Below are 19,403 nucleotides of genomic sequence, written 5' to 3' on the forward strand. Positions count from 1 at the left end.
ACAGGAAACACTAAAGAGATTAGTGGCCGAAATTGATCGCCTGCACGCGACCTTGATCGTCGGTAACAAACTGGGCTTTGCCGATGATCTGCTTGGAGGAATCAATCAGACTATAGACCTGCTCCCCGGCAGCATTGGACGCCACAGACACTTCGGCATAGTTCATACCGAAAGCTTCAGAATACTTTTTAAGGAAGCCGGCTTTGTCTTCGATAGCCATCGGGTGTTCACCCGCTTGGGCATCAATAAACTCCAGGCTTTCAATACGGCCTTGCGCCAGCTTCATACCGTACTTTCCTTCAAGGTAGCCAAACACCAATTCATCACGCAATGTGGGAGCTTCCGCAAGGCTTGCCGCCATTGAGGACTTTTCTGTCGACATTCTTTTTGCGAGGTCATGTTCCCACTTCACATCTTTGGCAAAGCTGGAAGGTTCAAAGCTCGCAACACCACGGTTGCCGCCATTCGCAAGATTTTGATCCGGGCCGCGCACCAGCCACTGATTCAGGAACACAGTCATCAAAAGCACGGAAGCGATGGAAAGAACAAGAACAGCTTTTTGTTCCTGCGCTTTGTCCTGCAGTCTTTTTCTTACTGATTGTGCTTTAGGAAATTCGATCACGTTTGCGTTCCTCATTTATTACCCCTTAGCAAGTGCTCAACTTTGTCACTGCGAAGGGCGTGCCGTTTATAAACCACTTCATTTCATTCTAGCTGCACAGAGCCTGAACAGACGTACAAAAGATGTTTGACGTATTGTTTTGATCATCTCACTGTGAGACGACAAACGCCATACATCCGGGACTCTAGTCGAGGGCCTTTTTCACCCAAGAATCAATCCCCGCCTGCATTTCAGGGAGGCTGTAATACAAGACCCGGTCCAAATTCACACCCTGCCCCTCGATCTGATGCTGCTTGTGACTTAAGTAGATCGCCTCAGGGATGGATATCTGCACCCCGGGCCCCACCTCTTCCAGTGGATACCAGACACCGACCAGCAACTGACCTCGACTGGGGCTTCCCAGCAGCGGCGCTTTCTTAAACTCTTTCAAAGCCTGCGCGACCATTTCTGCCACAGAGGAGCTTTTCCCGTCGACCAGCACCCGCACCTCGCCTTTAAAGCATTGGGGGTTGTCGTAAGTCTTCAATAAAATCTCGCTGCTGTTATCAAGCACGGCCAGTTGCTCCTGATCTCTCAAATCATTGGGAAGCTCTGCAGGCCTCTTCACCGGTGCACGGGGTTTTACCAAACGCCCCACTTCTTCGGACTTGCACATGAACAGCGACAGAAAGCGCAGACCCGCCACAAAATTTCCGCCGGGGTTTCCGCGCAAATCCACCACCAGCTTGCGCAACGGCGCGATCTGCTGCTGCAGTATTTTCAGCTTTTCTTCTTCAAAGAATGCCGCACGGAAAGACGGAATTTCCAGCACCGCATTTTGCGCGGATTTAAATTCCAGATGAAGATCCTCGGACCGCTGGATGGAGCGAGGCTTGATTTTCACAGAAAATTCCTTGTCCTGACGAAGCATCAGGTACGAACCCTGCTCGGTCTGCGCTTCCCAGGGATTGGGCTGTTCGGCATTGATGCTTTGAATGACATCTCCGGGTTTCAAACCCGCATCCTGTGCAGGAGAATCAGGATGAATTTTATAAATGACCAGTTCCCCGTCGACAAAACGGCTTTCAATGCCAGTTTCAAGACTTTCTCCGCGCCAGATGCTGGCCACTTCAGAAGAATCGTAAACTTCCAGGTGCGACACCTTCAACAGCGCCAACGCATTGTTCATGTCCTTGATGATCAGTTTTTTCGGAGAATACGGAGTGACCAGACGGCTGCGCCGACTGCAGGTCTTTTTCCAGTTTTTTATTTTGCTGTCGTCCAGAAAGATTCTTTCCGCGACAAGATCACACACTGCCGGATACGGATTCACGAATCCGCGCTGCAGAGTGAAATGATACGCCCCGTAGGCGCAGGAGACTGCCAGAAGAATTGCAAAGATCCGCGTCATCTCGGTCCTGTAATAACAAAGACCGGATGTTTGTTCATCCGGTCTTTGCTTTTCAATTCAAAAGGAAGAATTAAGCAGCCACTTTCTTCTTGCGAGCCGCAGAAGGATCGATGTGGTATTGCTTCACTTTACGATACAAAGTCGCGCGACCGATACCCAAAGCTTTTGCCGCTTCAGTCAGGTTGCCTTTGTATTGTACGATGGCGTTTTCGATGGCGTGAGCTTCAAGCTCTTCCATTTTCTGAACGCTGGATGAAGTAGCTGTTGGCGTTGGGAACTGGATTACGTTACCACCACCCACGTCAGAGTTGATCGGGCTTGTGCCTGAAGCCAAAGCCGGAACACCCGCTACCAGTTGTTGTCTGAAAAATGCGTTATCAAGCCCTTCTCTGAACTGTGCAGATGAATATGCTTGAACTGTCACATCGTGGTTCTCCCAGTACTTCTTTGTGTTTTCGATTGTTTCCTGGCTATCGCTCACCACGATCATAACTGTACGTGACATTTAGTCCTCCCCTTTTGAAACATTAACAAAGCCTATTTGACTCACTTTGTACCTATCGGCGTATCACGCTGAGAATTTAGGGCCAGTTGCAAATATTTTTTGAGACACTTTAAGCAGGCCAAAACACTGGACTTTTGTAGGTCCGAAAATCCCGCTTGACCGAGCTTCCTGCTTTTTTGCCCAAATTCTTGTCGGTTTTGCCCGCAAATTCAGCGACCTATCCGATGGTCAAACGGCTTTAAAAAGGACTCAACGCGTGTACCGCAAGACTGCTGGATCAGCAGTTGTCCAAATAAAAAAGGCCTCCGCGATGGAGGCCTTTTTTATTTGTATTGTGAATGCCAAAAACTATTCCAGCATGCTTCGAAGCATCCACGCTGTTTTTTCGTGAAGCTGCATTCTTTGAGTCAGCAAATCCGCGCTGACTTCGTCGCCAGCTTTTTCAACCAACGGGAAGATGGAACGAGCCGTGCGAACAACAGCCTCCTGCCCTTCCACCAATTGTTTGATCATGTCTGTTGCGGAAGGAACACCAACAGGTTCTTCGATACTGGTCAGCTTCGCAAATTCCTTGTATGTGCCCGGAGCAGCCACACCCAAAGAACGGATGCGTTCAGCAATCAGATCCACGGCTGTTGCCAGCTCCGTGTATTGACCTTCGAACATCACATGCAGAGTCTGGAACTGAGGGCCCGTGACATTCCAGTGGAAGTTGTGGGTTTTCAAATAAAGAGTGTAAGAGTCTGCCAACAAACGGGACAGGCCATCAGCAATTTTCTGACGGTCTTTTTCCTGAATGCCAATGTTGATGGATGGTTTCGCGTGCTTTTCGGACTTGTTGTTCTTTTTCATAGTAGGAACCTTTCTGTAAAAGCTACGACCTAAACTCTAAACCAAAACTCATAGATGAAAAAGGAGCGCTGCACACCGCCTGAGAAACCAGACAAAAGGCAAAAAGGTACCTGCTTACTTTTGCATAAGCTGCGCGTAAGCTGCAGTGCTTCCGCAAAAGTAAGCAGGTACCTTTTGGAAAAAACAAAACCCAGCTTTGAGGGCTGGGTTTTGATGGTGTTTTTATTTGCTTCAGCTAAGCCAACTGGCGCTGAACTAGCGGCGGCCGGATTTGATTTTCACTTGCAGTTTAGAGATCAAGTGAACTGCCATTTTTTCCTGAACTTTACACATTTTCAGTTCATCACGGCGGTAAGATCTTTGAGATGGAGTCAAAGTTCCAGTCTCAAGTTCCATTTCATAATCCAATTTCGAAGAGCGGATGCCTTCCAGCTCTTTCGTTTGCGTCTTGAACAGTTTGGTCACGCCAGAAAGAGGAGCTACTTCGATCCACTCTTCTTTACCACGGTACCAGCTCACCATTCTCAGGAAACGTGCCTTGTTTTTAGCCAAAGTGAACTTCGGGAAGTTCGTGTCTTGAAGCTCAAGGATGTTTTCAACGTCATCCAGATTCAGGTCATCTTCTTCACCTTCCATCAGAAGGTTGTCAGACAGGCTCGCCAATAGAGCGGTTTCCTGTTCTTCATCGACATCTACGTCGAAGGCCGATTTCTTCACCTCTTTTTCGTTATCTAGGTCAGAATCCAAATCTGTGTCGATTTCTTCGGCGTGCATGTTAGTGCCTGGATTGATCAAAACGAGCCTCCCCAATAGTGCATTAAAACGTCTAGGTGATTTAAAGTGGCCCAGTTATATCGCAACTTCCGGAATGACACAATATGTTAATTGCATGAAAAAAGGTGAAAATCACAGGAAGGGGCCCCTCAAACCGAGACCTTTTTGCATTTTCATATCTAAATTTCATGCTCGAAAAATAGGCACATCTCACTTCACGGCGATGACATCAACTCGGAACCCGCCGGGCTTTTTCCAGAAGTATGAAGGCGAGGCTTTCACGGATATGCGATAGATCGGGCGCCCGTCCAAAGCGGCCTCACGCACTCCACTGGATTTCAACTCTCCTTCCAATCGATACTCGCGGCGCTCAGCGGAAGAATCCGCGTACTGAATATGCACTTCGACAATCTCAAGGTTGTTGCGCAGCCCCACCAAACGAATGCGTTTGATGCGATTCAGGTCATAACGTGGAAAGAAATCAAAAGTTCTGGTGCCGAAGCGGCCGGTTTCCCCGCCCCCTAACGAATAAGGGACATCTTTGGGTGGAGCCGGAGGTGGTACAGGATAAGGCTCCCCAGGATAGGGATCATCAGGCAATGGTGAGGGCAGTCCGTCGTCGGCAACCCCGGTTGATAAAGCGAAGATCGTCAGAATAAGAATAAACCACTTCCCCATGCAGGCCTCCTAGGCATTGACCCTAGTCGACCCGAGGGGATTTTGAAAATCACGGAACGGACAATATGTCTGAAATCAATCCCAACGCATATGCTTCACGGACTCACCAGAGTCACGCAGCTCACGCAGAGAATCAATTCCGATAGCCAAATGCTTGTCTACAAAGTTGGCTGTGACCTTCTTGTCGCTTTCTTCCGTCTTAACACCGTCTGGAATCATCGGGTTGTCAGAAACAAGCAACAAAGCTCCACGTGGGATTTCATTCACAAAACCGGTTACAAAGATGGTCGCAGTTTCCATATCCACGGCCATCGCGCGGGTTTTAGTCAGGTAATCTTTGAACTGTTCGTCATGTTCCCATACACGGCGGTTCGTGGTGTATACCGTGCCGGTCCAGTAATCGCAGCTGTGTTTCGCGATCATTGTGGAAACGGCTTTTTGCAGACGGAAAGATGGAAGAGCCGGGATTTCTGCCGGCAGGTATTCGTTACTGGTACCCTCACCGCGGATCGCCGCGATCGGCAGAACAAAGTCACCCAGTTGGTTTTTCTTTTTGATACCGCCGCATTTACCCAGGAACAAAACGGCCTTGGGATTGATTGCAGACAGCAGGTCCATGCAGGTTGCGGCCAACGCACTGCCCATTCCGAAGTTCAGGATGGTGATGTTTTCAGCCGTGGCACTTTGCATTGGTTTATCCAAACCGCGCACCGGCACGTTGAACTGTTCGGCAAACATTTTCACGTAGTTACCGAAGTTTGTAAGCAGGATATAATGGCCAAATTCATTCAGCGGCACGCCTGTGTAGCGAGGCAACCAGTTATCGACGATTTCTTTTTTTGTTTTCATGCTACTCCTAATAATTTTCTTCAATTGGTAAATTGGTTTAAGCTAACATGATATTTCGCAGAAGAAAAGGGGTCCGATCATGAGTTCCACGCAAAATCATATCCTGATGGAAATTGCACCAAGACTGGTCTCGGTCGGAGGACCTCAAGTTCACCGTCTTATTCCCTACGCCAAAAAGCGAATGGTAGGCCCGTTCATCTTTTTCGACTATTTTCCGGCCACCGACTTTGCCGCAGGTGACGGACTGAACGTGCGCCCTCATCCTCACATTGGTTTGTCCACCCTCAGCTACCTGCTGGAGGGAAAAGTTCTTCACCACGACAGCCTGGGACACAAACAAGTCCTGTCCCCCGGTGATGTGAACTGGATGACCGCGGGCAAGGGAATCTCACATTCTGAAAAACTGCCCGAAGACGTCATCGGCAAAGCGCACCGTCTGCACCTGCTGCAGTTCTGGGTGGCTCTGCCGCTGAGTGAAGAAGACCGCGAACCGAGCTTCAAACATCACCCTGAAAGCAGCATCCCGCGCTTTAAAGTCGATGATGCGGACGTGATGCTGATTGCTGGTGAAGCTCTGGGCAAAAAGTCGCCGGTGGATGCGTACTCGCCGCTGTTCTTTATGGATGTGAAGCTTAATAAGGGTAAAACCTTCAGCTACGATCCCGGCACGCAGGAACTGGCTTTCTATATCATCAAAGGCAGCCTGGATATTGACGGCAAAATCATTCCACCGGATGACTTTGTGGTCCTGGAACAGGGCTCATCCTTGAAAGTCACCGCCACTGAAGACACGCAAGTTATCGTCCTTGGAGGCGAACCGTTCCCAGAGCCACGCTATATCTACTGGAACTATGTTTCCTCTTCACAGGAAAAAATTGAAGAGGCCAAAAAACAATGGAGAGAGTTGACCTTCCCGCAAGTCCCCGGCGAAACTGATATCATCCCGTTGCCACCGGAACCTGCGAACAAAGGGTAAGGAGTTTTTGTGCTGAAGAAATCAAAAGGACTTGTCGTCATGGCCTTGTTTGCCGCAGGCTGCGCCACCACGCCAACCCCGTCCACTCCGGAAGGCGACGAAGCCCTTGTTCCGAACTGGGAAACCCACGCCCGGGATGCTGAAATCATGAAAAGCGGCCCTGCTCCGGCATCCGCAACGGCGGCCACAAACGCACCCACCAGCGCCATGGATGAAATGGCGCTTGAAGCCCAGCAGTTCGCAACAATCAACTATGACAACTTAGGCAAAGACCTGAAAGCCGGAAAAGGCAAAAACGTCACCGAACTTTTCCGTATTCTGAAAATCCAACAGAAAGACCAATCCACGGCTTTGCGCCGAGTGAAGTCACTTCACGACGGCAGCACCAGCGCAGCTCAGTTCAGCCAAGACCTATGGAACTGGTACCAAAATAGAAATTAAAGATTAAAACCAAGCCTCAAACTGGTAGCCCAAGTTTGTGCCGCTTAGCTTGTCGCTGAAGGCGGGGGCGCGGTTTCCGATGAAGCTTGCGCCCTGGTTGGCGTCATTCCAAAACGAGTGGGACACAAACGCACGCATCACGGGGCGACCCCACATGCTTTTTCCGACGGACAACTGAGCTGCCGCAGTCACGCGACCCAGGTCACGATCCCCGACATAGTCACCACCACCGGTTTTTTCAGATTCATTGTTGATGCGGGAATACCCTGCTTCGAAGGCCCATTGGAAACGATCGGACACAAAGTAAATCGGACGAACACCGATGGCCTGCATCTGACTTTTGCTGTCTGTATCGGTGCCGCTGTCAGCAATCTCTGCCGCCAGACCGAACATCAGCGCCCAGCGATCTGTTACATCATAGGTATAATCTTCAACAAATCTCCAGGTCCATGCGCGGTTCTGGCTTTCATCCGTCGCAGGCACTGTGCTGTCAGCATAGATGTTGAATCCACGCATCGTGCCCTTTCCGTACAAAATGGCAAAGTTATTGTTACCACCCCACACCGGGCCCTGAAGACGTGTCGCCAAAGAATAACCATTCGTCGGAACATATTCTTCGGTGTCCGTGGAGCTTCCCGCGGCCCATGCATACACGCCCCAGAAATTCAGTTTCTGATCAGCGAATGACGGCACCGCTGTCCAGCGCAAATCCAACGCATTCAAAACCGGACGACCTACATTGGTGTCATTCAAATTATCATCTGCCTGAATCAAGTGAGCGAAAGCAAAACGCCCTTCACCCAACGGCAGACCTTCGATCCCCGCACCCACACCGCTCATGTCGGCGTAGTAGTACCAGTCAAAGATATGAAGATCGACATCACGATAGAAACGTTTACCGACCCAGAATTCCCCGGGGATTTCGGTAAAACCACCGGCCTTCACAAACGCTTCAATCTGGCTTGTGTCGCTGTTTGCAGAGGCTTCCCATTGACGCGTTCCTAAAGAGCTATAGACCATGCGGAACTGAGTTTTGAAAAATACGGAATCTGTTTCGGTGGGTTTAACATGGTGGAACACCATGGCCAATTCGGTATAGAAGTCGCACTCATTGCCTAAACGAAGGAAATTACCGGGCATTCCCGCATTTCCAAAGCAATTCATGTGACCACCCTGCATGTTCAGTCCGCTTCCGCCACGCAGATATCCTGTGAAAGTCGTTTCCACAGCGTGAGTTGTGCTGCTTAGAATCAAAAACAATAACGCAATCGTAATAGTTTTCATCGAGTTCCCTTGAAAAAGCTGAGGGATACCCATAAAGTCTGCGCCTGAAAAGACCTTACGCACGAAGACTCAAACTTTTTGGGGGAAATCTTTGAAGAGCTTCCGCTTTTGTTCACTATTATTGATCTGCAGCTTCGTACTTTCTTGCACACTTTTGCTTGGACAAATTGCTGAAGCCAAAGCCCCTGCCCGCGCCCAGTGGGTGGATAACTCGCGCATTGTTTTGCGTCTGCCACAAGGCTTTCGCGTTCACCAAAATCTTGTATTTTCACTCGGAGAACGCATCTCACTGCACCAGCAGGACTCCATTCTTCTGCCCGTGATTCGCACCGACTCTTCCCACGTTGAACTAAGCACACAACACCTTTCATCCGCACAAATTGATCAGCTGATCCGACGTCCATTGCGTCTTTTTGTGTCCAATAAAAATGGCCAAGTTCTGGATTCCACGGCTTTGCAATATTCCGGGATTCTGGATCAAATGTATTTCTATGACGGCAATGATCTGGGCGCACACGTGCGTTCCACGAGTGTCGGCGTAAAACTATGGGCACCCACAGCACGCAACGTTGAATTATTGCTTTATAAAGATGCTCAAGACACGAATCCAGCAGCCGTCCTGCCGATGAGCCGCCAGCAAGGCGTATGGTTCGCGGATCTTCCCGGAAAATACGTCAACTATTTCTATCTTTACCAAGTGGAAGTGTATCAGCCACTGACCGATCAGGTTGAAACCCACACGGTCACAGATCCTTACAGCTTCAGCCTGACGGCCGACGGAGCCAAGTCCCAAATCGTGAATTTGAATGATTCGTCTCTGAAGCCGCAAGGCTGGGATCGTTTGCAAAAGCCTGCTCTTCGTTCTTTCAACGACATCGTGATTTATGAACTGCACATCCGTGATTTCAGCGTGGCTGATTTCACCGTGCCGTTCCCATATCGTGGTGGTTATGAAGCTTTCGCACAAACCAACACCGAAAGCTCGAAGTACCTTCAATCTTTGGCAGACGCCGGGATGACCCACGTGCATTTGCTGCCGTTCAATGACTTTGGTTCGGTTCCGGAAAACAAAGACGCCTGGGAAAACTACGACTCCGAAAGTTCCGACCTGCAAGAAGCGCAAGCCTATCTTGGTCGCATCAAAGCCAAAGACCCGTTCAACTGGGGATATGATCCGGTCCACTTTATGACCCCTGAGGGCAGTTATGCCACGGATCCTAACGGATCACGCCGCGTTTATGAAACCCGCAACATGGTGCAGGCACTCAATAAGATGAACCTGCGAGTTGTTCAGGACGTTGTATTTAATCACACCTATGAAGCAGGTCTGGAACCCTACTCTGTCTTTGATAAGATCGTGCCGCTTTATTACTACCGAGTGAACGACGAGGGTGACATTCAAAAAAGCTCCTGCTGCAACGACACCGCCAGCGAACATCGCATGATGGAAAAGCTTATGATCGACAGTGTGCTGCACTGGGCACGCACCTATAAAATCGATGCCTTCCGCTTTGACCTGATGTCCTTCCATTCCCGCAACACCATGGAGAAAATCAAATCCGAATTGCGCAGCCTGACGGAAAGAGAAGACGGCATCGACGGATCTAAAATCTATCTGTACGGCGAAGGCTGGGCGTTTGGTTCCTTCTATGACCGCTATCCCGCTGAGTCCCTGCACATGCTGAATTCCTATGGCAGCGGCTATGGATTTTTCAACGACCGTCTGCGCGACGCTGTTCGTGGAGGCACGACCAATTCCGCTGAAAAATCCGACCAGGGGTTTGCGACGGGGCTTTATTTTGATTTCAACAAAGAACCTGCCAATCGCAACACTCCGACCGATATCAACGGCCAGCGCGAAAAGCTTTTGCATCTGGGTGACGTGATTAAAGCGGGTCTTGCGGGGAATCTGCGTGATTTCCGTTTCAAGGAACACTGGGGATCTTTTGTCACAGCAGGACAGCTGCACTATCGTGGGGCACCGACCGGCACCAGTGCCGAAGCGATCGAAACCGTCAGCTATGTCTCTGCCCACGACGGGTATACTTTGTGGGATGCCGTTCAGGCCAAAGCACCGTTCTATACCAGCGGCCGCTTCCCTTCTTTGAGTAAATCGGAAGATCGCCAGCGCATGCATCAGTTGGCCCTGGCATTGCCAATGCTAAGTCAGGGTATTCCGTTTATTGAATCTGGGTCTGAGCTTTTGCGCAGTAAAAATGGCGATCAGGACAGTTACAATTCGGGGGATTTCTTTAATCGTATCGACTGGAGCCGTCAGCAGAACTTCTGGGGCGCCGGTCTGCCACCCGCGTGGAAAAACGTCGAGGACTGGTCTTTCTGGCAACCACGCCTGCAGGAACCCGGCATGAAAGTCACGCCTGAGCTGATCACCCGCACTGAAAAGTATTTCAAAGCCCTGCTGCGTGTCCGTCAAAGTTCTGACTTGTTCAAGCTGAACGCTTTGTCCGAGATTCAGAAATCTTTGACCTTTATCGATAACGACAAACAAGCCGAACCGGGTTTGATTGCGATGCAATTGCAGTCATCTTCAGAGCGTCTATTGATTTTCTTCAACGCCGCCCGCGAAGCCCGCAGCTTCGAACACCGAGTCTTAGGCCAGAACTGGGAACTGCATCCGCTGCTGGATGAAAAAGTCGACGCCACTCTGTCACAGGTTCTGCTTGCCCCTTCTGACAAACGCATTCAAATCCCGGGTCGCAGCACCGTGATTCTAATTCAGAAAGCCGGTCACTGATGAAATTCTGGATTCTTCCTTTTCTGATTTTCGCTTCACTCACCGCCCGTGCCGAGGACGTGCGCATCCAGATCTGGCATCAGATGATCTATGGCCACCGACAGGTCCTGGCTGAAGCCCTGGAAAAATTTGAAAAAGAAAATCCCGGCATCACCGTTCAGGCCACTTACCGTGAAACCGAAGAACTGCGTTCAAGCTTCCAGTCTGCCGCCATGGGCGGCAGCGGTCCTGAGCTGGTTTACGGCCCCAGCGATCAGGTCGGGCCCTTTGCCACGATGGGCATCGTGCGCCCGTTGGACGAAGTTTTGGGCTCTGATTACTTCCAGAATTTTGATCCACTGGCCGCCCCGGTTTACGACGGCAAACACTATATGATCGGTGATGCCGTCGGAAACCATCTGATGCTTCTGTATAACAAGAAGTTCATCACCACCCCGCCAAAAAATTCACAGGAACTGATCGAGATTGGCAAAAAAATGACGGTGGACACCAATGGCGATGGCAAAATCGACCGCTGGGGTCTGGTGTTCAATTATACCGAGCCGTTCTTCTTTGCGCCGTTCATTCCCGCTTTTGGCGAAGCCTTCTTAAAAGCCGACGGTGTCACTCCGAACCTGAACACCCCGGCTTTGAAAGACACTTTCCAGTTCATTCTGAAGCTGCGGGATCAGGACAAGATCATCCCGAAAGAATGCGACTATGAAACCGCCAATGCTTTGTTCAAAGAAAACAAAGCCGCGATGTTAATCAACGGTGACTGGTCGTGGGGTGACTATCAGCAAGCCAAAGTGGATTTCGGCATCGCTCGCATTCCAATGATTTCTGAAACCGGCAAATGGCCAAGTCCGCTGGTGGGCACCAAGGGTTATTCCCTGAACGCCAACATGAAAAGCGAGGCTCATTACGAAGCGTCCGTCAAACTTTTGAAGTATCTGACTTCGACGCCAGTGCAGTTGCTGTTCGCTGAGAAAGTCGGTGTCTTGCCGTCAAATCTGCAGGCGCGTGAATCTGACATCGTCAAAAACAATCCACTCTTAAAAATTTCTGCCGACATCATGGAAGTCGGCACGCCTATGCCGGTAACCCCGGAAGTGCGTGCGGTCTGGGACAGTCTGCGCATTCAGTATCAAAAAGTTCTAGCCGGCAGTCTGCAACCGCAAGCCGCCGCGGAGCAGGCACAAATCACCGCTGAACAACAAATCCGCGACATGAACGAGGTTCTGACTCCGGGTGTGGGTGCCACAGTGCTGAAAGTTATCTTCGGTATTGGCATCGTGCTGTTGATCTGGCTGACAAGAAACTCACTAGTGGCGTTCTTTAAAGGATTCCGCGGGCCCCAGCGTTTTGCCTATTACATGATGCTGCCGGCGTTTATCGGCATCTTTGCGGTGATCATCTATCCGTTCTTCTATAATATCGCGATTTCGTTTTCGAACTTCAGTCTGCGCACGTTCCAGGACTGGTCCCTGGTGGGCTTCCATCATTATATCGCGGCTCTTTCGGATCCGCGCTTCTATTCCCTGTTCCTGAAAACCGTCATCTGGACCGTGGTGAACATTGTCTTCCACGTTTCTATTGGTGTGTTCCTGGCGGTGATCATCAATCAAGTGATTGCCGGCAAAGGATTCTGGCGGGCCTTGTTGATCATCCCGTGGGCGGTGCCTCAATACATCACCGCCCTTACCTGGCGCGCGATGTTCAATCAGGAATATGGGCCGATCAACATCTTCCTGCAACAGTTCCTGCACATGTCTCCGGTTCAGTGGCTCAGTCAGCCGACGACGGCTTTTGCCGCGTGTATTTTGACCAACGTGTGGCTGGGCTTCCCGTTCATGATGATCGTGGCTTTGGGAGGTTTGCAGTCCATTCCAAGTTCTCTGTACGAAGCCGCAAGACTGGATGGCGCCAATGCTTGGCAGCGCTTCCGTCATATCACCTGGCCGTTGCTGTTGCCGGTGATGGCTCCGGCGGCTTTGCTGGGTTCCATCTGGACATTCAACAATCTGAATGTGATCTGGCTGGTCAGCAACTCGGGGGAACCGGGTGATCAAACGCACATTCTGGTCAGCTACGTTTATAAAGCGGCCTTCAACCTGTATCGCTATGGCTATGCGGCTTCCGTGTCCGTGATCATCTTCCTGATTCTGGTTGTCTGGGGTCTGGGATCACTGAAAAGCCAATTCAAGAAGGAGACGAAGTGATGCTTAAAAAGACCTTCTCCTGGATCAGCATTTTGCTTTTCTCACTGTTTTCAATTTATCCGATTTTGTATGTGCTGTCGGTGTCTTTACGTCCCGACAACGCCTTCCAGACACAGTCCTTGGAAATCATCGGACCCAATGCTTCCTTTAAGAACTTTGTGGATCTGTTTGCCGCCACCGACTTCCTGATCTGGATGCGCAATTCTTTGGTGGTCAGTGCGGCGACAACACTTTTGGGTGTGGCTTTGGCATCGACCAGTGCGTATGCATTGGCAAGATACCGCTTCCGTGGGCGCAATATGATGCTGTTTTCGCTGTTGATGACCCAGATGTTCCCGGCCACCATGCTGATGCTGCCGTTTTATATCATCCTGTCAAAGCTTCGCCTGATTGACAGCTTCTGGGGCTTGTTTTTGATTTACTCATCAACAGCACTCCCGTTCTGTATCTGGCAGATGAAGGCTTACTACGACACTATTCCGCGCGAGCTGGAAGAAGCGGCGTTGCTGGATGGCTGCTCGAAGTGGATGATCTTCTATAAGATCATTCTGCCGGTGTCTTCTCCGGCGCTGGTGATCACGGCTTTGTTCAGCTTCATGAGCAGCTGGAGTGAATACGTGATTGCTGCCGTGGTTTTGCAGGACCCGCAGCTTTACACTTTGCCGTTGGGACTTCGTTCGTTCCAGGCAAGTCTTGCGACCCAATGGGGTCTTTATGCCGCTGGCGCATTGATTGTCAGCGTTCCGGTTTTGATTTTGTTCATCAGTATTTCCCGATATCTGGTTTCTGGCCTGACCATGGGAAGCGTGAAGGGTTGATATGGCAAAAATTCAGTTTTCCAACATCAAAAAAAGTTTTGGTTCTGCCGATGTCCTGAAAGGCATCGATCTGGACATCGCTCCGGGGGAATTTCTGGTTCTGGTCGGACCTTCCGGTTGCGGCAAATCGACTTTGTTAAGAACCCTGGCGGGGCTTGAGTCTGCGGATTCCGGAACCATCAGCATCGACGGCAAAACGATCAACGACATCGAACCGCAAAACCGCGACATTGCCATGGTCTTCCAGTCCTATGCCCTGTACCCGCACATGACGGTGGCGGAAAATATGGGATTTGGCTTGAAGCTAAAAAATCTGGCGGCGGCTGAAATCACCAAACGCGTGAATGAAATTTCCGAGCTTTTGCAGATCAAACACCTTCTGGATCGCAAACCGAAAGAGCTTTCCGGCGGTCAGCGCCAGCGTGTGGCTTTGGGCCGTGCGCTCAGCCGTCAGACGCCTGTGATTTTGTTTGATGAACCGCTGTCGAATCTGGATGCGCATCTTCGTTCCCAGATGCGTCTGGAAATCAAACGCCTGCACCACAACTCGAAAAGCACGATGATCTATGTGACCCACGATCAGATGGAAGCCACAACTTTGGGGGACCGTATCGCGGTTCTGAAAGACGGCGTGATTGAGCAGATCGGAACTCCGTCTGAGATTTATCACCGTCCGAAGAACACCTTTATTGCGACCTTCATCGGTTCACCGGAAATGAACTTCCTGGAAGGTGCGGTTCTGGAAAAGATCCCTTGGCCTGAAGCCCGCAAGGCAGATCAGATTCTGGGTATCCGTCCGGATGCTTTTGCCTTGAATCAGGGGCCCTTGGGAACCCAAGAAGTTGCTTTGGGGGACTTCCAAATTGATATTTCCGAAAACCTGGGCGGCCAGCAGATGCTTCACGGAACACTTGCCGGTAACAACGTACGCATTCTGGTGGATTCCATGGATAATTTTTCCATGAAGCAGACCCTGTCCCTGAAGATCGACCTGACAAAGGCCCACCTGTTTGATAAAAAAACGGGCCTGAATCAAAGGCTTTAAGGAGATCGGATGATCCGCAGTTTGTCTCTCGGTTTTACAGCGTTCTTGCTGACTTTGGCATCTTGCCTGTCAGCAGCTGCGGCTCCGCGCACCGTCTTCGTTCAATTGTTTGAATGGCCTTGGAATGATGTTGCCCGTGAATGCGAAACCTATCTGGGCCCGGCGGGATTTTCTGCCGTTCAGGTCTCCCCGCCTCACGAACACATTCACTGGCAGGGCAACCCTTGGTGGGAACGCTATCAGGTTGTCAGCTATAAACTGGAATCCCGTTCAGGGACTGAGGCTGAATTTGCCGACATGGTCCGCCGCTGCCGTCAGGCCGGTGTGGATGTCTATGCCGATGCGATCTTGAACCACATGACCGGCATTCCGGGCGGGGTGGGTTCTGCCGGCACGCAGTTTACTCACTACGAATACCCAGGTCTTTATTCCCCTCAGGATTTCCATCACTGCGGCAGAAACGGCAATAACGACATCCGTGACTTCCGTGATCTGTACGAGCTGCAAAACTGCGAGCTGGTGGATTTAGCGGACCTGAAAACCGAATCCACTTACGTGCAGGAAAAACAGGCCGAGTACTTAAACCGTCTGCTGGATCTGGGTGTGGCTGGCTTCCGCATTGATGCCGCCAAACACATCCCGGCCCGTGATCTGGATCAAATCCTGAAGCGTCTGAAAAGATCGGCATACATCTATTCTGAAATCATCTATGACCCGGCAGGCCCCGTTCAATACGCCGAATACACGCCGTTCAGTGATGTGACGGCCTACGATTATCCTCACCGTCTGGGGTATGCTTTCAAAGACAAGAACACCGAGGCTTTGCAGTTTATTGCCAGTGGATTCCCAAGCAGTATTGATTCCATCGTCTTTGTCACCAACCACGACATCGAACGCACGAATGATTATTCCGTCTTGAAATATTCAAGCCCTGAACAGCACCTGTACCGTCTGGCGCAGATCTTTATGCTGGCGTGGCCGTTTGGTTACCCACAAGTGTATTCCGGATTTGATTTTAATTCTTTCGATCAGGGACCGCCTTTGAATGACAACCTTCGCACCTTGCCGATTCTGGATGAACAGAACCACTGCCGCGCCCCTTGGACTTGCGAGCACCGTCTGCCGGAAGTGGCTGCCATGGTGGACTTCCGCAATCAGACCGACAAGGCCTTCAGTGTATCAAACTGGTCAACCCACGGCCGCGACGTGATCTCGTTTGCCCGTCCGCGCTTTGGTTTTGTGGCCATGAACTTTGGTGGTCAGTCGGTGACCAAAGAATTCCAGACCAATCTTCCCGCCGGCGAATACTGCAACATCGTGGATTCGGGTTATCGCCTGAAATCCCGCAGTTGCGCTGAAGGCTTTAGCGTCAACAACAGCGGAAAAGTGCGCGCAACACTGGCGCCTTATTCATCCTTGGTTCTTTTAGTGAAGGCACAAGTTAAAAAATAATATGAAAAAGAAAACCTACACCATCGGTCTTGATCTGGGCGGAACCAAACTGGCAGCAGCGCTGCTTTCTGATACCGGCGAAATGCTGGATTTCATCAAGGTTCCGGTCGACATGAACCGCGAGAAGTCCGCACCCAAGGCCCAAAAGCGCCTGATTCAACTGATGACGGACATTGCTCTGGATTTCAAAAAACGTTTCCCGAACGAAACCAAAGCCTCTGTCTTTAAGGGCATTGGTCTGGCCAGCGCAGGTCCTTTGAATGCTGAAACCGGCACTCTGATGAATCCTGCCAACTATCCAGGCTGGAAGATCGTTCCGATCTTGGATCTGCTGACCAAAGAAATTCACAAAACCTGGAAGACCCCGGTGTTCTTCCAGCACGATGCCACGGCGGCGGCTTTGGCTGAAGGCTGGGTTGGTGGCGCACAGAAAATGAAGTCCTTTGCGATTGTCACCATCGGCACGGGTGTGGGCACTGGCGTGATCTTTAACGGTCTGCCTGGCCAGTCTGACGGCATGGGCTCTGAATACGGCCATATCGTTGTTGATTACCAGCGGCTTATGAAAAATCCGGAAAAGATCGACCACTGCACAGTGGAAGGCATCGCTTCCGGCACGGGCCTTCTTCGTCGCGCACGCGAGATGGGTTTCACTGGCAACTCCGTGGAAGAACTTATTGCCGCCAACGATGCCAAGTACCAGGTGCTGTTCAAGGAAATGGCCTGGGCATTGGCGATTCTTTGCTATAACCTTTCTATCGGCTACAACCTTGAGAAGATCTTCCTCAGCGGCGGTCTGATCAAGATTCGTAACATGTACTTAAAAGACCTGAAGGATCACTACAAAAAGATGATCCGCCAAAGCAAGACGGTCTTTGAATGCCCGATTGAAGTGGCCAAAACTCAGAACCATGCAGGCGTTATCGGCGCGGGCTTCCTGCCCCACCTTTACGGAAAAAAATAAGACTACAGACAAAACAAATAAAAAAGGCCGGTTCATCACCGGCCTTTTTCTTTTTCATGTTTTAAAAAACTAAACTGTCAGCTCTTTCGGGATCCCTTTTGGAATCGCGCTTAGAAGCTTCTTGGTATAGTCGTGTTGAGGGGCATCGTAGATCGCCTGAGCCGTGTTGTGCTCAACGATCTTACCACCGAACATCACTGCCACTTCGTCAGAGATGAATTTCACCACAGACAGATCGTGAGAGATAAAGATGTACGTCAGGTTCATTTCATCCTGAAGGTCCAACAACAAATTCAGAATCTGAGCCTGGATGGAAACATCCAGCGCAGACACGGACTCGTCACACACGATGAATTCAGGACGAACCATCAACGCACGCGCGATGGAAATACGCTGTCTTTGACCGCCAGAGAACTCATGCGGATAACGATTCATCATTGCCGGGCTCATGCCCACTTTTTTCAGCATCTCTTCCGCGATTTCGCGGCGCTGATTGTTGTTATCACCGATGTTGTGAATCTGCATTGGCTCCATCAGGATGGTCCCGATAGTCATACGCGGATTCAGGGAAGCATACGGATCCTGGAAGATGATCTGCATTTTTTTGCGGATCGGATGCATGTGACCGTAATCAAGCTTGGTGATGTCCTGACCATCGAAGATGATCTGACCGTCCGTCGGCTCAATCAAACGCATCAGCGTGCGACCCAGAGTGGTTTTACCGCAACCGGATTCGCCCACCAGACCCAGGGTCTGACCTTTTTTAACTTTGAAGCTGACACCGTCCACAGCCTTTGTATAGCTCTGAACACGCCCCAGCAGACCGCCTGTGTGAGGGAAGTGGGTTTTCAGGTCATTCACTTCAAGAATGACTTTGTCTTCACGGATGATTTCTTTGGCTGGAGTGTACACACGTGCGCCTGGCGTGATTTCTTCGCCGGTCGCGCTCATGAAGTCAGAAAGAACCGGAAGACGAACCGGGTTTTCATCCAAAGAAGGACGGCACGCCAAAAGACCCTTGGTGTATGGGTGTTTTGGATTGTCGAAGATTTCCTTGGAAACACCACGCTCTACGATTTCACCTTTGTTCATAACGATCACTTCATCAGCGATGTCAGCAACAACGCCCAGATCGTGGGTGATGAACAGAAGACTCATGTGAGTTCTTTTTTGGATGTCCGCCAGAAGATCCAGGATTTGTTTTTGAATCGTCACATCCAACGCAGTGGTTGGCTCGTCACAGATCAAAACGTCCGGATTACAAGCAATCGCCATCGCGATCATGATACGCTGGCGCTGACCGCCCGAGAATTTGTGAGGATAGAAGTACAGACGTTCTTCGGCATGCGGGATGCCCACTTGCTTCAAAAGATCCAAAGCTTTGTCCAAAGCCTGCTGTTTGTTCAGGTTTTGGTGAAGCATCAGGGTTTCAGTGATTTGATCAGCAACCGTCAGAACCGGATTCAAAGAAGTCATCGGCTCCTGGAAGATCATGGAGATGCGTGCACCACGGATTTCACGCATTTTCTTTTCAGAAACTTTTAGCAGGTCCTGGCCTTCAAAAAGAATTTCACCACTGGAAACACGGCCTGGATTTCCGATCAAACGCATGATCGCCAGTGAAGTGATACTTTTACCGGAACCGGACTCACCTACCAAGCCGACAGTTTTACCTTTCGGAAGGTTGAAAGAGATGCCCTTTACGGCCTGTACAATCCCGTCTTCGGTTTTAAACTCAACAGCAAGATTGCGGACTTCGATAATATTTGTGTTGCTCATTCTTTTTTGTCTCTCCAG

17 protein-coding genes are annotated in these 19,403 nt (G+C 50.4%); 8 read left to right on the top strand and 9 right to left on the bottom strand.

Going from position 1 to position 19,403, the window contains the following annotated elements; genetic code table 11:
• Nucleotides 1-19: 19 nt before the first annotated feature.
• The 7 genes from ACNQKP_RS17715 to ACNQKP_RS17745 form a co-directional block, all read right to left on the bottom strand.
• Nucleotides 20-637, bottom strand: a complete 618-nt coding sequence (locus ACNQKP_RS17715; RefSeq protein WP_417866546.1) for a hypothetical protein — start codon at nt 635-637, stop codon at nt 20-22.
• Nucleotides 638-806: 169 nt separating this feature from the next.
• Entirely contained in the window at nt 807-2,012 is a 1,206-nt protein-coding gene (locus ACNQKP_RS17720; protein WP_417866548.1) for a S41 family peptidase, read from the bottom strand.
• Nucleotides 2,013-2,082: 70 nt separating this feature from the next.
• Entirely contained in the window at nt 2,083-2,517 is a 435-nt protein-coding gene (locus tag ACNQKP_RS17725) for a helix-turn-helix domain-containing protein (protein ID WP_011163743.1), read from the bottom strand.
• Between the two features lie 348 nt (nt 2,518-2,865).
• Nucleotides 2,866-3,369 (bottom strand): Dps family protein, encoded by a 504-nt coding sequence (locus ACNQKP_RS17730; RefSeq protein WP_011163741.1) that lies wholly within the window; start codon nt 3,367-3,369, stop codon nt 2,866-2,868.
• Nucleotides 3,370-3,624: 255 nt separating this feature from the next.
• Nucleotides 3,625-4,164: a hypothetical protein gene (locus ACNQKP_RS17735; RefSeq protein WP_148278735.1), complete on the bottom strand. Its 540-nt coding sequence runs from the start codon at nt 4,162-4,164 to the stop codon at nt 3,625-3,627.
• A 189-nt stretch (nt 4,165-4,353) separates the two neighbouring features.
• A complete protein-coding gene (locus ACNQKP_RS17740; RefSeq protein WP_417866551.1) occupies nt 4,354-4,821 on the bottom strand; it encodes a hypothetical protein in 468 nt (155 codons plus the stop codon).
• A gap of 75 nt (nt 4,822-4,896) precedes the next feature.
• Nucleotides 4,897-5,670, bottom strand: coding sequence for an AMP nucleosidase (locus ACNQKP_RS17745; protein ID WP_417866553.1), 774 nt, complete (start codon nt 5,668-5,670; stop codon nt 4,897-4,899).
• Nucleotides 5,671-5,749: 79 nt separating this feature from the next.
• Here ACNQKP_RS17745 and ACNQKP_RS17750 point away from each other — a divergent pair, with 79 nt between their 5' ends.
• Both ACNQKP_RS17750 and ACNQKP_RS17755 read left to right on the top strand, forming a co-directional pair.
• The gene (locus ACNQKP_RS17750) at nt 5,750-6,646 is read left to right on the top strand and encodes a pirin family protein (RefSeq protein WP_417866555.1); all 897 of its coding nucleotides are present in this window, start codon (nt 5,750-5,752) and stop codon (nt 6,644-6,646) included.
• A gap of 9 nt (nt 6,647-6,655) precedes the next feature.
• On the top strand, nt 6,656-7,087 hold the full coding sequence (locus tag ACNQKP_RS17755) for a hypothetical protein (protein WP_417866557.1): 432 nt from the start codon (nt 6,656-6,658) through the stop codon (nt 7,085-7,087).
• A gap of 3 nt (nt 7,088-7,090) precedes the next feature.
• On the opposite strand, the gene ACNQKP_RS17760 is transcribed toward ACNQKP_RS17755, so the two are convergent.
• On the bottom strand, nt 7,091-8,371 hold the full coding sequence (locus ACNQKP_RS17760; RefSeq protein ID WP_417866559.1) for a carbohydrate porin: 1,281 nt from the start codon (nt 8,369-8,371) through the stop codon (nt 7,091-7,093).
• Nucleotides 8,372-8,462: 91 nt separating this feature from the next.
• On the opposite strand from ACNQKP_RS17760, the gene ACNQKP_RS17765 reads away from it, so the two are divergent.
• Genes ACNQKP_RS17765 through ACNQKP_RS17790 form a run of 6 tightly spaced genes read left to right on the top strand, consistent with a single transcriptional unit; the run spans nt 8,463 to nt 17,606 of the window.
• The gene (locus ACNQKP_RS17765) at nt 8,463-11,126 is read left to right on the top strand and encodes an alpha-1,6-glucosidase domain-containing protein (protein WP_417866561.1); all 2,664 of its coding nucleotides are present in this window, start codon (nt 8,463-8,465) and stop codon (nt 11,124-11,126) included.
• Nucleotides 11,126-13,327, top strand: a complete 2,202-nt coding sequence (locus tag ACNQKP_RS17770; protein ID WP_417866563.1) for an extracellular solute-binding protein — start codon at nt 11,126-11,128, stop codon at nt 13,325-13,327. The genes ACNQKP_RS17765 and ACNQKP_RS17770 overlap by 1 nt, the downstream gene beginning before the upstream one ends.
• Nucleotides 13,327-14,145, top strand: a complete 819-nt coding sequence (locus ACNQKP_RS17775; protein WP_417866565.1) for a sugar ABC transporter permease — start codon at nt 13,327-13,329, stop codon at nt 14,143-14,145. Before ACNQKP_RS17770 ends, ACNQKP_RS17775 begins: the two co-directional genes overlap by 1 nt.
• A gap of 1 nt (nt 14,146) precedes the next feature.
• The gene (locus ACNQKP_RS17780) at nt 14,147-15,190 is read left to right on the top strand and encodes an ABC transporter ATP-binding protein (RefSeq protein ID WP_417866566.1); all 1,044 of its coding nucleotides are present in this window, start codon (nt 14,147-14,149) and stop codon (nt 15,188-15,190) included.
• A 9-nt stretch (nt 15,191-15,199) separates the two neighbouring features.
• Nucleotides 15,200-16,642: an alpha-amylase gene (locus ACNQKP_RS17785; protein WP_417866568.1), complete on the top strand. Its 1,443-nt coding sequence runs from the start codon at nt 15,200-15,202 to the stop codon at nt 16,640-16,642.
• A 1-nt stretch (nt 16,643) separates the two neighbouring features.
• Nucleotides 16,644-17,606 (top strand): ROK family protein, encoded by a 963-nt coding sequence (locus tag ACNQKP_RS17790; RefSeq protein WP_038451182.1) that lies wholly within the window; start codon nt 16,644-16,646, stop codon nt 17,604-17,606.
• A 69-nt stretch (nt 17,607-17,675) separates the two neighbouring features.
• Here ACNQKP_RS17790 and ACNQKP_RS17795 read toward each other — a convergent pair whose 3' ends face one another.
• The gene (locus tag ACNQKP_RS17795; protein ID WP_417866570.1) at nt 17,676-19,385 is read right to left on the bottom strand and encodes an ABC transporter ATP-binding protein; all 1,710 of its coding nucleotides are present in this window, start codon (nt 19,383-19,385) and stop codon (nt 17,676-17,678) included.
• Nucleotides 19,386-19,403: the final 18 nt, after the last annotated feature.

Source organism: Bdellovibrio bacteriovorus (assembly GCF_048286975.1).
Lineage (GTDB): Bacteria > Bdellovibrionota > Bdellovibrionia > Bdellovibrionales > Bdellovibrionaceae > Bdellovibrio > Bdellovibrio bacteriovorus_H.